Origin of the sequence: Paraburkholderia sp. 22098, assembly GCF_052045935.1 — a bacterium.
In the GTDB taxonomy this organism is placed as follows: domain Bacteria; phylum Pseudomonadota; class Gammaproteobacteria; order Burkholderiales; family Burkholderiaceae; genus Paraburkholderia; species Paraburkholderia caledonica.
In genome coordinates, this window is sequence record NZ_JBQEPV010000002.1 from 721,619 (window position 1) to 736,292 (window position 14,674).

The following is a 14,674-nucleotide window of genomic DNA, read 5'->3' on the forward strand; positions in this document are numbered from 1 at the left end:
TCATCACCTGCCCACGCGGGTCCTCGTGAGCAGCCTACGAGACGAAGGAGAGGTGTCGTGGAAGATCCTGCAGCTCCGACGGTGGAATTGATCGACTGTTCGAACGAAGCAAAACTGCTCAGTGAGCGCGCGTGTTCGGCGATCCGTCAGGACATTCTGTCCTGCGTAATCGAACCGGCCGCCACGCTGACGGAAAGCGCACTAACCGCACGCTATGGCATCGGCAAGGCAACCTGCAGGGTGGCGCTGCAGCGTCTCGCGCAGGAAGGCTTTGTGCGCATCGTGCCGCGTCAGGGCTACGTGGTAACGCCGATTACGTTGAAGGATGTGGAAGAAGTGTTTGCGCTTCGCCTTGAGCTTGAGCCGCTATCGGCGCGCCTCGCTGCAGGCAAGGCGGATATCGACCTGTTGAACCGGCTGGAGCGCGCGTGCCGCAACGACGATACGTCGCTTGGCATCGGCAGCCGGATTGGCATCTTCATGGATGCGAATGCGGCTTTCCACATGGCGATCGCCGAATGTTCGGGCAACAGCCGGCTGGTTCGCATGCTGGGTGGCCTGCTCAACGATATGGCGCGGCTCGTGTCGCTCGGCTTCGGCGTGCAGAACACCAAGCCGGAGATCCGCCATGACCACACCGCGATGATCAGCGCCCTCGCGAGCGGCGACGGCAAGCGCGCCGAGCAGATCGCGCACCGGCATGTGGCGACGTTTCGCGACATGACGATGGAAAAGGTAATGGCGAGCCTGCGCGACACGCATGCAGGCGCACCGATCGTCCCACTGCGAGGCGCACGATGAACGCTGTGACTACTCAAGCCATGTTCGAGAAGGCAACCACGGTACGCAACGCCGTGGAAGTGGAGCACGTTTCGAAGCACTACGGCAAGCTGGCGGTGCTCGAAGACATCAGTCTGACCGCGCCTTCGGGTTCGGTGCTGGCGATCGTCGGCGCGTCCGGATGCGGCAAGAGCACGTTGCTCAACATCATCGCAGGATTGGCACAGGCGGATCAGGGCGACGTGCGGATCGACGGAGTGGCCGGCGAGCCGACTCACGATACCCGCGTCGTCAGCTACATGTTCCAGGAGGACCGCCTGCTGCCCTGGCGCACGATCGTGGCGAACACGGAATTCGGTCTCGAAGCGGGTTCGCTCAACGCGGAACGGCGGCGCGAACGCTCGCTGGCCGCACTGAAGATGACCGGCCTTGAAGGATTCGAGCACGCCTACCCGCACGAACTCTCGGGCGGCATGCGCAGCCGGGTGGCGCTTGCGCGCAGCCTGGTCGTGAAGCCTTACATCCTGTTGATGGACGAACCGTTTTCCAAGCTCGACCCGCAGATGCGCTCGCAGATGCACGCGGAACTGCTGCGAATCCGCGAGCAACTGAAGATGACCGTCGTATTCGTCACACACGACGTGGAAGAAGCCATCGTGCTCGCGGATAAGGTGGTTGTCCTGCGTCCACGGCCATTCACCGTGAAGGGCATGCCGGGCATCAAGGTGCCGCTGCCCGTAGTCATCGGTCTGGATATGGCGGGGGAGATCACGGAGGTCGGTGACAACGTCGAAAACTGGTCGGTCGGCGCTCGCGTGCTCGTCAATCCGCTCAACAAGAAGAAAGGTCTGATGGGCGAAATGCTCGACGGCGGCATGGCGCAATACTGTCTCGTCAGCGCAGACCAGCTGATCGCAATGCCCGAAGGCGTGACGTTCGAAGAAGCGGCGTCGCTGCCGGTCGCCTATGGTACGGCCCACCGGATGCTCGTTACGCACAACACCATCAAGCCGGGTGATCGTGTAGTCATTCTCGGTGCGAGCGGCGGCGTCGGAACCGGCTGCGTGACGCTTGCCAAAATGCTCGGCGCCGAAGTGATTGCGGCCGCCGGCAGTGCGGACAAGGCTGAACGGCTCAAGGCGATGGGCGCCGATCACGTCATCAACTATCGCGACACCGATTTCTCGAAGTGGGTCATCGAGAAGTACGGCAAGCCGCAACGCCGCAGCTATGAAGGCGGTGCGGACGTCGTGATCAATTTCACCGGCGGCGATACGTGGGTGCCGTCGCTCAAATGCATCAAACGCGGCGGCAGCCTGCTCGTCTGCGGTGCGACTGCGGGTCACGATCCCAAGGAAGACCTTCGCTACATCTGGAGCTTCGAGATTCGCGTGATCGGTTCGAACAGTTTTTATGACGACAACCTCGCGGCGCTGATGGAATTGATCCGTACGAAGAAGATTGCCGTGCAGATCGACAAGGTGTTGCCGCTCGAACAGGCAGCCGAAGGCCTGCGCATGATTCGCGATCGGGAAGTGCTCGGCAAGATCGTCGTTACCCCATAAAAGTACGGAGACTCGAATGGCTGATAACCAGCAACTTACCGCGGAGCAGGTTCAGACAATGCTTACGCGTGGTCCTTACCACCAGTGGCTCGGTCTGCGTGTGCTCGAAGTCGGCGACGGCTCGATCGAAATCGCCGCGACGTGGCGCGAAGAGTGGGTCGTGAACCCCGAACGCCGGTACACGCACGGCGGCATTCTTGCCGCGCTGGTCGACCTCACGGCCGACTGGGCGCTGGTGTCGAAAACGGGCCGCGGCGTACCGACGATCGATCTGCGCGTCGACTATCACCGCGCGGCGATGCCCGGTGATCTCATCGCGCGCGGTAAGGTGGTGAAGTTCGGTAGCGCGATTTCGGTTGCGGAGGCGCATATTTACGACCAGTCCGGCGCGCTGCTCGCAAGCGGCCGGGGCGTCTATTCGACCGCGCCCGCACCCGCGCCGAAGGCATGATGAACACGGCGACATCGACGCTCGACCATGTCGTCGTGAACGCGATGTTCGAAACCGACGCCGCGGCGTCGTGTTTCGAAGCGCTTGGCTTCGCGTTGACCCCGCGCGGCTATCACTCGCTTGGCTCGGTCAATCACCTGATGATGTTCGATGGACATTATCTCGAACTGGTCGGCCTGCCGCCCGGCGCCACCACGTTGCGGCGCGAGATTCTCGAAAGCCGTCTGGGTATAGACGGTCTCGTATTCAAGACGGACGACGCGCAGGAAACCTATGCGCGATTGATCGACGCCGGCGTGCGTGCCAGTGAACCGCAGTCGTTCACGCGGCCCGTGGACATTGAAGGCGTCGAGCAGATCGCCCGTTTCCGGACAACCCGGCTCGCGGCCGAAGAATTGTCCGCCGGGCGCGTCTATTTCTGCGAGCACCTCACGCCGGAATGGGTCTTCCGTGCCGAATGGACGAAGCATTCGAACGGCGCGCAACGCCTGAAGGAATGCGTGATCGTGAGTGACGACCCGCAACTCGAAGCGCGCCGCTATGCGCTGATTGCCGGCGAGTCGGTTCTCACATCGCCGTCCTTCCACCACTCGCGCATTGCGTTGCGTGACTTCGATCTGGACTTTATCGATGGCGCGGCATATCGCACGCGCTATGGCGACCTCGTATGTCACGCAGCAGGGCGCGACAGCTATTTTGGCGCCATTGTCGTCGAGGTAAGCGACCTTGCGGCGATGCGCGCACGTCTGGACGCGCTCACGTCCCACGTCGACGAGAGCGTCCTGCGGCTGATGGCGCCGGTCCATGCGCAGAGCGGCGCGTCGTCCGTTGTCGTGCTGTTAGGCGAACTCAATACTGTCATTGAATTTATCGGAGCAGTTGAACATGCCCACGCCTGAGAATCTCGGCGATCTGATCGACGCCGACGGCGATCCGTGCAAGCTTGCAGTGATCGCGCTTGGGGAACCGGACGAAACAGGTTGCGCGTGGCACGACACGCGCATGACCTACGGGGAACTGGACGCGCTGGCTGACGGCGTCGCGCATGCACTGGTACGGCGCGGTCTGAAAGTCGGCGAGCGCGTTGCCATTCTTGCGGCGAATCGCGCCGAATATGTCGCGGCGCTGCTCGGCATCATGCGCGCGGGAATGGTCGCTGTGCCCGTCAACTTCAGATTTCCACCCGCGCTCTCCACTTTTGTGATTCGCGATAGTGGTGCACGTCTGGTGTTTTGCGACGCCGCGCGACTTGCCGACTGCCCGGACGATCTGCCGACAGTCGTATTCAATTCGACGGGCGAGGAAAGTTTTGCTTCGTTCGTCGAACGTGGCCCGTTCGAGACTTTCGTGCCCACGCCCGACATGCCGGCGATGTTTCTCTATACGTCCGGCTCGACCGGCAAGCCGAAGGGCGTGATGCTCTCGCACGGCAGCCATCTGTGGGTGGCGCGTACGCGAGCGCGTGCGCAGCCGCCGGCGGCGCATCGCTTTCTGGTGGCGGCGCCGATGTATCACATGAACGCGCTGACGCTCGTGCTGATGTCGTTGTACGGGCACGGCACGGTCATACTGCTTCCGCAATTCACCGCGCGCATGTACATCACGGCGATCGAGCGCTATCGGGTCACGTGGCTCACCTCCGTGCCGCCAATGATCGCGATGATGCTGCGCGAAAAGGAGTTGCTCGCGCGCACGGATCTCTCATCGGTGCGCTTCATCCGGATGGGCTCGGCGCCCGTCAGCGAAAGTCTGCTTGCGCAGATCGGCGAGGTATTGCCGAATGCGAAGCTCACTAACGTCTATGGCACGACCGAGGGCGGGCCGATCGTGTTCGGACCACATCCGCAGGGGATCGAACCGCCGTTGCTGTCGGTCGGATATCCGCATTCGGAAGTCAGCGTCAAGTTGCTCGACGCATCGCCGACAGGTGTGGCAACCGGCGTGCTGGCCGTCAAAGGCCCTGCCGTCATGCTCGGTTACCACAACCGGCCGGACCTGCCGCTACCGGTGACAGCAGATGGCTTTTATATAACGGGCGACGTATTTCACCGCGACGACCAGGGCTTTTATGCGTTCGTCGGCCGTGCGGACGACATGTTCGTGTCCGGCGGCGAGAACATTTTTCCCGGTGAAGTCGAGCAGATGCTGGAGACGCACCCGGATATCGTCCAGGCATGCGTGGTGCCGGTTGCCGACGACATCAAGGGAACCAAGCCGGTGGCATTCGTGGTGCGGCGCGCAGGCGCGTCGCTTACCGAAGAGGAAGCCAAACGGTTCGCGTTGACGCACGCCCCCGCTTATCAGCACCCACGGCGCGTATGGTTCGTGGACACGTTGCCGCTTGCGTCCACAAACAAGATCGATCGCGCAGTATTGAAAGCCACAGCGCTCGCGTCGCTACAGGATAGCGAAACCGCGTAAGTGAAAGCGACACGACATTCAACATCATGGAGTTCAGTATGAACGAGAATTTTCGCGAGTTCCTGGAACGGCTGCGCGCGGCACAGCAACTGGTAGATATCCGGCAGCCTGTTGATATCCGCCATGTGGGAACGCTGGCCGACCAGAGCGACAAGGCGCTGCTGTTTCATAACGTGATCGGCTACGATATGCCGCTGCTGTCGGGCATTATCCGCACGCAGGAACGCGCGATGATGGCGATGGGTTGCGACAACTACTCCGACATCGAGAAGATGCTGGCGCATGGCATCCAGAACCCGATTGCGCCCAAATATGTCGCCACCTCGGCCACGAAAGAAGTGATCTACAAGGGCGACGATGTCGATCTGTTCCGCCTGCCTGTGCCCATGTCGTCGATCTTCGACGGCGGGCCGATGATTACCGCGGGTATCGTGATCTCGCGCGATCCGGAGTACGGCCTGAACAGCGGCATTTACCGCTTCATGGTCAAGGAAAAGGCGCTGAGCGGTATCGACATCGTGACGCCGAACAATATGCGCATGTTCGCGCAGCGTGCCTACGAACAGGGACGTCCGTGCCCGATCTCCATTTCGATCGGCAACCATCCGATGGAAATCATGGGCGCCGGCTATCGCGCACCGATCGGTGTCGACGAAATGGCGATCGCTGGCGGCATCCGCGGCGCAGCGGTCGAATTGGCCCCGTGTGAAACGGTCGACTTGCCGTACATCGCCGATTCGGAGATCGTCATCGAAGCGGAAATTCTGCCGACGGGATGGACCCAGCCGGAAGGCCGCTTCGGCGAATTCACCGCATTGATGGGCGGCCTGCACTGGAACCCGGACGTACGCATCAAGGCAATCATGCATCGGCGCGATGCAATGTATTACTCGTTGCACATGCCTTGGGAGAACACGTGGCTTGCGGCGCCGACGCGCTATCAGGCCATTCGTAGCGCACTGCGCACCGCCGGCGTGCAGGTAAACGACATCAACGTGACGTTGGGCGGCCGCGCGTTCTGGCACGCGGTCATTTCGATCAGGAAGCAGGCGGGTGAGGGCAAGAACGCGCTGCTGGCGGCGCTTTCGGTGATGGATCTGAAACACGTGGTGGTCGTTGACGACGACATCGACGTGTTCAACGGCGAGGAGGTCGAATGGGCCATCGCGACGCGCGTGCAGGGCGACCGCGATCTGATCGTCATCCCTGGCGCGCGCGCGAAGCCGCTGGACCCGAGCTTGCCGGTCATGCCGCCGGGCATGGTGCCGACAGGTGCCAAGGTCGGCGTGGACGCAACGATCTCGGAAGGCATTCCGCACGAACGCTACGAACGTATTTCATATGCCTATGCGGATACGGCGAAGATCGCGGACTACGTGGACGGGAAGGCCGACTCCGTGCATGTGTCGGAGCCGGAACAACTGGAAGACGCCGCAACCGAAGCGCTAGCACTCCTCGGCGCCGCGCCGCTTTACTACACCGAGCTTGCCGAACGGCTGTCGAACTACGACTTCCGCACGCTGGCCCGCGCGCTCGGCGAACTGCATGAACGCAAGCAGTTGTGGAAAACGGCGGAAGGCAAGCTGTGCGTGCGCGGTTCGCGCTTCGACGCGGTGCCGCCGACGCGGCGCTGATTGCCGCGATGTCGTTCGGTGCGCTGCACGGGCCTCCAGCGTTCCCTTCACTCCATTAATGAGCTGATCTGATGCAACCCTACCTGCTTGCAAAGCGTGTGCTGTTTGCCGCCGTGATGTTCCTGCTCGCACTTTCTGCGCAGGCCGCGCCGCTGCGCATCGGTTACTGGACGAGCGGCGTGAGCCTCGGTCTCGGCGCCGTGCTGGAAACGGGCGATTTCCTGAAGAAGGCCGGTATCGACGACGCGCATTTCGTGCACTTCGCCGAGGTCAACGCACCTGCGAGCGGGCTCGCCGCCAATGTGATCGACATAAGCTTCAGCGTGCCCGGCGCTAGCGCGTTCAGCATCACGGCGAGCGGCGTGCCGATCAGGATTTTCGGTGCGACAGCGCCGGCCGATGTCACATTCGTCACGCCCGCCGACTCGCGAATCGAGTCGATCGCGCAATTGCGTGGGAAGAAAATCGGCATGTCGCCGTCGGGTAGTTCGGTTGCGTTGATGACGGCCGCGGTGTTGAAAGCAAATTATGGCTTCAATGCCAGCGAATATTCGCTGGTGCCCGGCAACGAGGCACGCCTTGCGCAGTTTCTCATGCAGCACCAGGTCGACGCCGCAGCGCTGCGCTCGGTTACGGTCGCGCAGTTGACGGAAGTGAAGACCCGGCGTCTCGGCACGCTGGTGGACGAATGGCACAAACTGACGAAATCCAATGCCATGCCGTATCTGGGCGTGGCCGCGGCACGCACGGAGTTGATCCAGCGCGACCCGCAATCCGTCGCCAGGCTGATCGTCGCGATTCACAATGCAATCGTGTGGGGCAACGCGCATCCGGACCAGGTCGCGGCGATCCTGCAAAAAGTCGCGAATCTGCCCGCAGACGATGCGCGGATTTATGCGGCGCATTAGGCCGAACTGAATAGCATTTCCTTCGAACCGATTGATATCGACACGCTCAAGCGCGAGCAGCAGATTTTCGCGGCGAGCGGTGCGATTAAAGGAACGCTTCCCAGCGACGTATTCGTTACCGGACCGTACGAGGCGGCAAAGAAGATCATCGCGGGTCAGAAGCCATGATGACGCATGCACGCCGGCCATGCTCGTTTGCGCTCGATAAAGGAGGGATCGCATGAAATCCACATCCGCAGCGCGGCGACGCCTCGTGGTCGGTATCAGCGGCGCGTCGGGCGTCATTTACGGTGTGCGGCTGCTTCGCCTGTTACGCGACCTGGAGGTGGAGTCGCACCTGGTGGTCAGCCGTTCGGCGCAGGTGACGCTGGCGCAGGAGACGCAGATGCGGCTTGCCGATCTTCAGGCGCTCGCGGACGTCAACTACCCGAACACTGACATCGGTGCGGCGATTTCGAGCGGCTCGTTTCGCGTCGACGGCATGATCGTTGCACCCTGTTCGATCAAGACGCTCTCGGAAGTTGCCACTGGATGCACCAGTTCGCTGCTTTCGCGAGCGGCGGACGTGATGCTCAAGGAACGTCGCCGTCTTGTGCTGATGGTGCGCGAAACGCCGTTGCATGCGGGGCATATCCGCAGTCTCGCTGCCGTCACGGACGCCGGCGCGATTGTCTATCCGCCAGTGCCGGCGTTCTACGCGCGGCCGGAAACGCTCGAGCAGATGGTCGATCATACGCTCGGGCGCGTGCTTGACCTGTTCGATATCGAATCACGAGCCGTACGCCGGTGGAGCGGCACTGCTGGCTGACAGATGGTGCGACAGGGTGTGCTTTTTTTGTGTTCAGTTTACTTCCCTATATGCATCTCCTAGAATGATTTGAGGTTGGTGAGGTGCCTACAGAATGACGTAAGCATAATACGCAGCCATTCCTGGATAGAGCGCACGGGGGCAACATGGTAGGGAAATTAGTTTCTGGGGGCAACGCCACGGCCGAGGGCAAGTTGCTGGGAGAGTCGACTTATCTGGCCATGCGGCAGGCGATACTGTCCTGCTCGCTGAAACCTGGCAGCATGCTGACCGAGGCTGCGCTGATGGAGCAATATGGCGTCGGCAAGTCGACGTGCCGGCTGGCGCTTGCGCGTCTCACGCACGAAGGGCTGGTGCGTTCGGTGCCGCGACACGGCTACGTCGTCGTGCCGGTCACGCTGAAGGATGTCGAGGAGGTGTTCGCGCTGCGGCTCATTCTCGAACCCGAGGCGGCGCGGCTCGCGGCCGGCAAGGTGGACGCAAAGGCGTTGATGCGGATCGATCGCGCTGCGCGCGGCAATACGGCGTCGAAGAATCACGGTAATCGGATCGGGTTTTTCCTCGATGCGAACCGGGAGTTTCATCTGGTGATCGCAATGGCATCGGGCAACGACCGTCTGGTGCGCAGCATCTCGGTGCTGTTCGACGAAATGGCGCGTCTGGTGGCGCTCGGTTTCAGCGACGAAGACGACAGCCCGGAAATCGCCGACGATCACCGCCAACTGGTCGAGGTGCTGTCGGCAGGCGACGGCAAGTCGGGCGCGCGCATTACGCGCCGGCACATCGAAAAGTTTCGCGACATGACGATGGAGCGTGTGCTACGCAGCATGAAGCAGGACTTCGAGCATGCGCCGCTGGTAGCGATCGGCAAGTAATACGGAGGATTCCGCCTTTGCTTCAGGCGGAATCTCTCGATGAATGGTTGCACCGTGCTTTATGTTTTGACAAGGACATTTAGTAATCCTTCAAAGACGACGCTGGGGATACCGGCTGCGTTGCTACTTCAGGCAAAGCACCATGAAATCATTTCGTTCCGTTCTAAAGGCAGCATGCGCACTCGTAATAGCCGGCGCGTGCCTTACCAGTGCGTATGCGGCGCCGCTGCGCGTGGGCTACTGGACCAGCGGCACCAGTCTTGGTTTCGGTGCCGTGCTCGAAGCGCAGAAGTTCTTCGAGAAACAGGGACTGCAGGTGCAGTTCCTCCATTTTCCGGACGTGAACGGACCGACTACCGCGCTGGCTTCGAACGCGATCGACCTGGCATTCGGCACCAGCCTCGCGGGAGCATTCAGCTTGAGCCAGCAGGGTGTGCCGGTCAGGATGGTGGCCGCTACGCAGATTGTCGATGCGGAAATCGTCGTGCTCGCGGATTCGCCGATCCACTCCGCGGGTGAACTGCGCGGCAAGAAAGTCGGCATGTCGCCCATCGGCAGTGCGACGACTGGCGTCGGCACCGCCGTGCTCGACGGCAATTACGGGCTCAAGCTTGCCGACTATCGCCTGGTTGCGGGCGACGAGCCGCGTCTTGCGCAGTTCCTCGTTCAGAAGAACGTCGACGCCGCCGTCATGCGTCCCACCACGGTGGCGCAGGTGCCGGACAGTGCGCAGAAAGTCCGCGTCATCACGACGTTGTCCGATCAATGGAAACAGATGACGAAAGCGAGCACACCGCCCTATATCGGTGTCGCCGTGATGCGCAGCGAGTGGCTCAAGGACAACCCGGCTGATGCTGCGAAGGTGCTTGCGGCGATGCGCCAGGCGCTAGCCTTCGCCGCGACCAATCCCGACGCTGTCGTGGCGATACTCAAGAAGGCCGGCAACATGAGCGACGAGGGCGCGCGTTTTTACGGCGACCACTGGACGACGATGAATACGGTCTCGTTCAAATCGGGCGACATCGACACACTGAAACGCACATTCGAAGTTTTCAGGGCCGCCGGCACGCTGAAGGGCGAGCTTCCCGCGGATCTCTTCTATCAGAAGCCCTATCTCGACTCGGAAGCAGTCAAATGAGCGGATATCGGGAGTCGGCCAGTGGCCACAGCCGCCGCCATGGTGTACGGGCCTTCATCAACGGAGCAGCAATATGACGGAAAAGTGCGACGGTGCGGTCGCGACCATTGAATTTCCCACTAGCCGGATCCGCTGGCCGGAAGAGCGCGTTACACGTGTGCCGCTACGTGTGTTCTCCGACGCGGCAACCTACGAGCGCGAACAGGAGGCCGTGTTTCGCGGGCCCACATGGAGTTTCCTCTGCCTCGACATCGAGATTCCGAACGCGGGTGATTACATCACGACCAAGGTCGGCCATACGTCGGTAATTGTCGTGCGCCAGCAGGACGGCATCATTGGTGCGCTTGTGAACAAGTGCGTGCACAAGGGCTCGGTGCTTTGCTACGAAGCGCAAGGGCACCGCAAGCGTCCGAACTTCGTTTGCCCTTATCACAACTGGGTTTACAACTTCGACGGCGAACTGACGAGCGTCGCATTCGAGAAGGGCGTGCAAGGCAAAGGCGGTATGCCCGAGGATTTCGACAAATCGAAGTTCCGTCTGAAGAAGCTGCGCGTGGAGACCATCCGCGGTCTCGTGTTCGGTTCGTTTTCCGAAGAAGCCCCTGCATTGAAGGACTATCTCGGACCGACAATGGTGCGGCACATGGAGCGCACGCTATATGGGCGGGTAAAGATACTTGGCCGCTATAGTCAGGTGATGCACAACAACTGGAAGCTCTACGTCGAGAATAGCCGCGACAACTATCACCCGAGCCTGCTGCATGCGTTTTTCTCGACCTTCAAGATCAACCGGCTGTCCGCGGAAGGCGGTACGTTGCAGGATGAAGATAGCCGGCATCACATCACCTTTACGAAGCGCTATACCGACATTGGCGATCAGGCATACGACTCCGGCGTGATTCGTGCAATGCGCGACGATTTCGGTCTGAAGGATCCTTCGTTGATCGATCAGTGGATGGAGTATCCCGATCAGATCACCAATGCGATCCAGAGCATTTTTCCGGGCTTCGTGCTGCATCAGATCATGAATTCCATCGGCGTGCGGCAGGTGGTGCCGCTCGGCGTCGATCGATGCGAACTGATCTGGACCGTGCTCGGCTTCGAGGAAGACACGCCGGAGCAGACGCTCATCCGGCGCAAGCAGAGCAATCTCGTCGGGCCCGCGGGTTTTGTGTCGATGGAAGACGGCACGATTGGCGCGTTCGTCGAAAAGGGTATTCGCGGCGATCTTGACGACGCTGCCGTGATCGAGATGGGCGGCAAGGGCACAGGCCCGATGGCGACCCGGGCGACCGAAACCTCGGTACGCGGTTTCTGGAAATTCTATAGAGAACTGATGGATGTCTAGCACGACGCGCTACCCTGACCTGGAGGTCGGCACCCAGACGGGCGCGAGTATCGCGCGCCTGATGGCCCACTATTGCAGTTCGATCGACAATGGCGATTTCGACCGCTGGCCGGAGTTCTTCACCGAAGATTGTACTTACCGCATTCTCACGCGCACCGATTTCGAAGCGGGCCGCGATTTCGGCATCTGGTTCTGCAACACGCGCGGCATGATGCTCGATCGAGTCAGTTCGATCCAGTCGGTTAATGTGTTCGAGCCACATGTCTACCGTCATGTACTTGGACCGACCGAAGTCGTCAGCGTCCAAGACGGGCTGATCGGTTGCGAAACCAGCTACATGGTCGTGCGAACCGGCTATGAAGGCGGCATGGTTGTGTTCAGCGTCGGACGTTATATCGATCAGATCGTTGTCGAATGCGGCCGCGCGTTGCTGCGCGAGCGCACGGTCGTCACGGATTCGTGCCGCTACGACACGCTCGTTGCGCTCCCTCTGTAAGGATGCTGCCCGGATGACCGAACCTGCCCGCCGTTACCGGCTGCACCTCGAAAGCCAGCGGCGTCAGTCGTCAGCCTTTCATCTTCACGAAGCCGTGTGGCAGGTCGCCTGCGCGCGGCATCCCGATCTCGCACAGCAAATCGACGTGACGTTCGGCTGGGACGGCGAGCGGTTCGCGCGTCCGCTCGACGGAGTCGACTTCCTGCTGGCGTCGAGATTCCCGCATGAGGTGGTGAACGACGCGCCACGTCTGCGCTGGATTCACACGACAGGTGCCGGCGTCGATCAGTTGATGCCGCTCGATCGTCTGCGCCGCGACCTGGTCCTGACGAACAGTAGCGGCATTCATAGCGACAAGGCGGCCGAATACACGCAAATGGCGTTGCTGATGCTGAATGCGCAAATGCCGGCCGTGTTGCAGGCGCAGCGGGAGCATCGCTGGGACGCCCGGCTGACCACATCCATTCGAGGCAAGACGGCGCTGATAATCGGCTTCGGCGATCTGGGCATGGCAGCGAGCCGCGCGGCGCGCGCGCTCGGCTTGCGAGTCATTGCACTGAACCGGAGTGGCGCGGCACCGGCGCGGGCGATGGAAGCAGTCGATGTACTCGCAACGATCTCCGCACTCGACGACTGGCTGCCTCAGGCCGACTTCGTCGTTATGACGGCGCCGCTCACGCCGGAGACACGCGAGTTGCTTTCCGCCGCGCGCCTCGCGCGCATGCGGCCCGGTGCGGGCGTCGTCAACCTTTCGCGCGCGGCGCTGATCGACCATGCGGCGTTGTTCGAGCGATTGCGTTCCGGAGAGTGCGGCGGCGCGCTGCTCGACGTATTCGATCCCGAACCGTTACCGGCTGACCATGTGGCGTGGGACGTGCCGGGACTCGTCGTCACGCCGCACATTTCGTGCGACGCGCCCGATTACAACCTGCGGGTGCTCGAACTCTGGTTTGGCAATTTCGCGCGATTCCTGCGCGGGGAACCGCTCGCGAATATCGTCGATCGTACCCGCGGTTATTGAGCCGGCAGATGGGACGCGATCAAGGGTGACAACCCCGGCTGAGCGAGGCTCCGGTGCAAATAGGGTCGGCGAATCGGACAAAAGTTGTTGAGCAAAACGGACTAATGACCCGCGATGACCAGGCTGAAGAGTCTCGAGATGTTCGCTGGTACCTGCGCTACAAGCTCAGCCTACGGGATCTGACCAGCCCGCGAACGTGACAACGCCCCCGCGTCAGCTGATGGCATCGAAACAACGGCACGCCAACAACCGCATCACGAACGATCGCGCGGCATCGCCTGCAACGTATCGACGATTTCGCGCATCAGCGCTTTTCTGTCATCCGAAGCTCGCTGCACCATGCCGACCGTGCGCAGCGCCGGCGGGCTCGAAATCGGGATCACGCGCAGCAGCGGGTCGTTCAGCCAGTTGCCGCGTATCAGCAGCGGCAGCACCGCGACGCCTACTTTCTCGCGCACCAGCGCGGCAATCGTCTCGATCGAATTCAGTTCGAGATACTCGTTGACCATCAAGCCCGCTTTCTCCAGCGCCTGCTCGACCACCTGCCCCGTGCGCACGCGCCGGTCGAAGCGCAGAAAGCCGTGCCCACGCAAGATGCGCTGCGGGTCATTATCGGCGATGTCGCGGTTCGCTACCAGCACCATCGGTTCGGTGTAGAGCGTGGTCCATTTGAGGGTGTCGGGCAGCGTCTCGTCCGCGCGCGCGACCACGGCCGCGACGTCCACGTCGCCCGCTTCGACCATGCCCGCCAGTTCGTCCGACCGCGCCGACAACAACCGCACGTCGAGCCGCGGGTGCGTCGCCTTCAGCCGCGCGACGGCGAGCGACAGCGCGCCGATCACCGACACCACCGCGCCGATCGTGACGGGGCCTTCCATCGCGTCGGTGGGCTTCGCTTCGAGGTCGGCGAGCAGGTCGAGGATCTGCTCGACCTTCGGCCAGATAGTCATCCCGTGCTGTGTCAGCGTGATCTGTCGCCCGCGGCGGTCGAACAACTGGCGGCCCAGCGCTTCCTCCAGCCCGCGCATCTGCAGGCTAACGGCCGCCTGCGTCAGCGCGACCTTTTCGGCAGCCGTCGAGAACGAGCCGGTGCGGGCAACGGCCCTGAAAGTCTTCAGCATGCGTAGCGTCGGCATTCGTTCGATCCATGAGAAAAACTTAAGTGTCGAAAAGAAAGTTTAATATTTTTTGTACGTTGGCAGCCAGATAATCGATTTCACAACGATCTG

At 61.6% G+C, this 14,674-nt stretch carries 14 protein-coding genes; 13 read left to right on the forward strand and 1 reads right to left on the reverse strand.

From position 1 onward, the window contains the following. Window positions 1-57: 57 nt before the first annotated feature. The 13 genes from ACTJLB_RS06550 to ACTJLB_RS06610 all read left to right on the forward strand — a co-directional run bounded on the left by ACTJLB_RS06550 (window position 58) and on the right by ACTJLB_RS06610 (window position 13,445). Window positions 58-801, forward strand: a complete 744-nt coding sequence (locus ACTJLB_RS06550) for a GntR family transcriptional regulator (RefSeq protein ID WP_408423396.1) — start codon at window positions 58-60, stop codon at window positions 799-801. Then, on the forward strand, window positions 798-2,345 hold the full coding sequence (locus ACTJLB_RS06555; protein ID WP_440782812.1) for an ATP-binding cassette domain-containing protein: 1,548 nt from the start codon (window positions 798-800) through the stop codon (window positions 2,343-2,345). The genes ACTJLB_RS06550 and ACTJLB_RS06555 overlap by 4 nt, the downstream gene beginning before the upstream one ends. A 16-nt stretch (window positions 2,346-2,361) precedes the next feature. Next, window positions 2,362-2,796: a PaaI family thioesterase gene (locus ACTJLB_RS06560; protein WP_088174451.1), complete on the forward strand. Its 435-nt coding sequence runs from the start codon at window positions 2,362-2,364 to the stop codon at window positions 2,794-2,796. Continuing rightward, complete coding sequence (locus ACTJLB_RS06565) at window positions 2,796-3,695, forward strand: VOC family protein (protein ID WP_440782813.1); 900 nt, start codon at window positions 2,796-2,798, stop codon at window positions 3,693-3,695. The genes ACTJLB_RS06560 and ACTJLB_RS06565 overlap by 1 nt, the downstream gene beginning before the upstream one ends. After that, entirely contained in the window at window positions 3,682-5,217 is a 1,536-nt protein-coding gene (locus ACTJLB_RS06570) for a class I adenylate-forming enzyme family protein (RefSeq protein ID WP_440782814.1), read from the forward strand. Before ACTJLB_RS06565 ends, ACTJLB_RS06570 begins: the two co-directional genes overlap by 14 nt. A 38-nt stretch (window positions 5,218-5,255) precedes the next feature. Further along, window positions 5,256-6,851 (forward strand): UbiD family decarboxylase, encoded by a 1,596-nt coding sequence (locus ACTJLB_RS06575; RefSeq protein ID WP_440782815.1) that lies wholly within the window; start codon window positions 5,256-5,258, stop codon window positions 6,849-6,851. 71 nt (window positions 6,852-6,922) lie between these two features. Further along, on the forward strand, window positions 6,923-7,759 hold the full coding sequence (locus ACTJLB_RS06580; protein WP_440782816.1) for an ABC transporter substrate-binding protein: 837 nt from the start codon (window positions 6,923-6,925) through the stop codon (window positions 7,757-7,759). Window positions 7,760-7,979: 220 nt separating this feature from the next. Beyond that, on the forward strand, window positions 7,980-8,567 hold the full coding sequence (locus tag ACTJLB_RS06585) for a UbiX family flavin prenyltransferase (protein ID WP_440782817.1): 588 nt from the start codon (window positions 7,980-7,982) through the stop codon (window positions 8,565-8,567). Between the two features lie 146 nt (window positions 8,568-8,713). Continuing rightward, window positions 8,714-9,442 carry a GntR family transcriptional regulator gene (locus ACTJLB_RS06590; protein ID WP_087754649.1) on the forward strand — a complete coding sequence of 243 codons (729 nt, stop codon included), beginning with the start codon at window positions 8,714-8,716 and terminating at the stop codon, window positions 9,440-9,442. A gap of 142 nt (window positions 9,443-9,584) precedes the next feature. Then, complete coding sequence (locus ACTJLB_RS06595; RefSeq protein WP_440782818.1) at window positions 9,585-10,580, forward strand: ABC transporter substrate-binding protein; 996 nt, start codon at window positions 9,585-9,587, stop codon at window positions 10,578-10,580. 73 nt (window positions 10,581-10,653) lie between these two features. Then, entirely contained in the window at window positions 10,654-11,928 is a 1,275-nt protein-coding gene (locus tag ACTJLB_RS06600; RefSeq protein WP_440782819.1) for an aromatic ring-hydroxylating dioxygenase subunit alpha, read from the forward strand. Continuing rightward, entirely contained in the window at window positions 11,921-12,424 is a 504-nt protein-coding gene (locus tag ACTJLB_RS06605; protein WP_440782820.1) for an aromatic-ring-hydroxylating dioxygenase subunit beta, read from the forward strand. The genes ACTJLB_RS06600 and ACTJLB_RS06605 overlap by 8 nt, the downstream gene beginning before the upstream one ends. 13 nt (window positions 12,425-12,437) lie before the next feature. Then, window positions 12,438-13,445 carry a D-2-hydroxyacid dehydrogenase gene (locus tag ACTJLB_RS06610; RefSeq protein WP_440782821.1) on the forward strand — a complete coding sequence of 336 codons (1,008 nt, stop codon included), beginning with the start codon at window positions 12,438-12,440 and terminating at the stop codon, window positions 13,443-13,445. A 254-nt stretch (window positions 13,446-13,699) separates the two neighbouring features. On the opposite strand, the gene ACTJLB_RS06615 is transcribed toward ACTJLB_RS06610, so the two are convergent. Then, the gene (locus tag ACTJLB_RS06615) at window positions 13,700-14,581 is read right to left on the reverse strand and encodes a LysR family transcriptional regulator (protein WP_440782822.1); all 882 of its coding nucleotides are present in this window, start codon (window positions 14,579-14,581) and stop codon (window positions 13,700-13,702) included. Between the last annotated feature and the right edge of the window lie 93 nt (window positions 14,582-14,674).

Excerpts from the sequence above, each read along its gene's own strand:
- ACTJLB_RS06555 (WP_440782812.1), top strand. The coding sequence starts at position 798 with ATGAACGCTGTGACTACTCAAGCCATGTTCGAGAAGGCAACCACGGTA.
- ACTJLB_RS06560 (WP_088174451.1), top strand. The coding sequence starts at position 2,362 with ATGGCTGATAACCAGCAACTTACCGCGGAGCAGGTTCAGACAATGCTT.
- ACTJLB_RS06565 (WP_440782813.1), top strand. The coding sequence starts at position 2,796 with ATGAACACGGCGACATCGACGCTCGACCATGTCGTCGTGAACGCGATG.
- ACTJLB_RS06570 (WP_440782814.1), top strand. The coding sequence starts at position 3,682 with ATGCCCACGCCTGAGAATCTCGGCGATCTGATCGACGCCGACGGCGAT.
- ACTJLB_RS06575 (WP_440782815.1), top strand. The coding sequence starts at position 5,256 with ATGAACGAGAATTTTCGCGAGTTCCTGGAACGGCTGCGCGCGGCACAG.
- ACTJLB_RS06580 (WP_440782816.1), top strand. The coding sequence starts at position 6,923 with ATGCAACCCTACCTGCTTGCAAAGCGTGTGCTGTTTGCCGCCGTGATG.
- ACTJLB_RS06585 (WP_440782817.1), top strand. The coding sequence starts at position 7,980 with ATGAAATCCACATCCGCAGCGCGGCGACGCCTCGTGGTCGGTATCAGC.
- ACTJLB_RS06590 (WP_087754649.1), top strand. The coding sequence starts at position 8,714 with ATGGTAGGGAAATTAGTTTCTGGGGGCAACGCCACGGCCGAGGGCAAG.
- ACTJLB_RS06595 (WP_440782818.1), top strand. The coding sequence starts at position 9,585 with ATGAAATCATTTCGTTCCGTTCTAAAGGCAGCATGCGCACTCGTAATA.
- ACTJLB_RS06600 (WP_440782819.1), top strand. The coding sequence starts at position 10,654 with ATGACGGAAAAGTGCGACGGTGCGGTCGCGACCATTGAATTTCCCACT.
- ACTJLB_RS06605 (WP_440782820.1), top strand. The coding sequence starts at position 11,921 with ATGTCTAGCACGACGCGCTACCCTGACCTGGAGGTCGGCACCCAGACG.
- ACTJLB_RS06610 (WP_440782821.1), top strand. The coding sequence starts at position 12,438 with ATGACCGAACCTGCCCGCCGTTACCGGCTGCACCTCGAAAGCCAGCGG.
- ACTJLB_RS06615 (WP_440782822.1), bottom strand. The coding sequence starts at position 14,581 with ATGCCGACGCTACGCATGCTGAAGACTTTCAGGGCCGTTGCCCGCACC.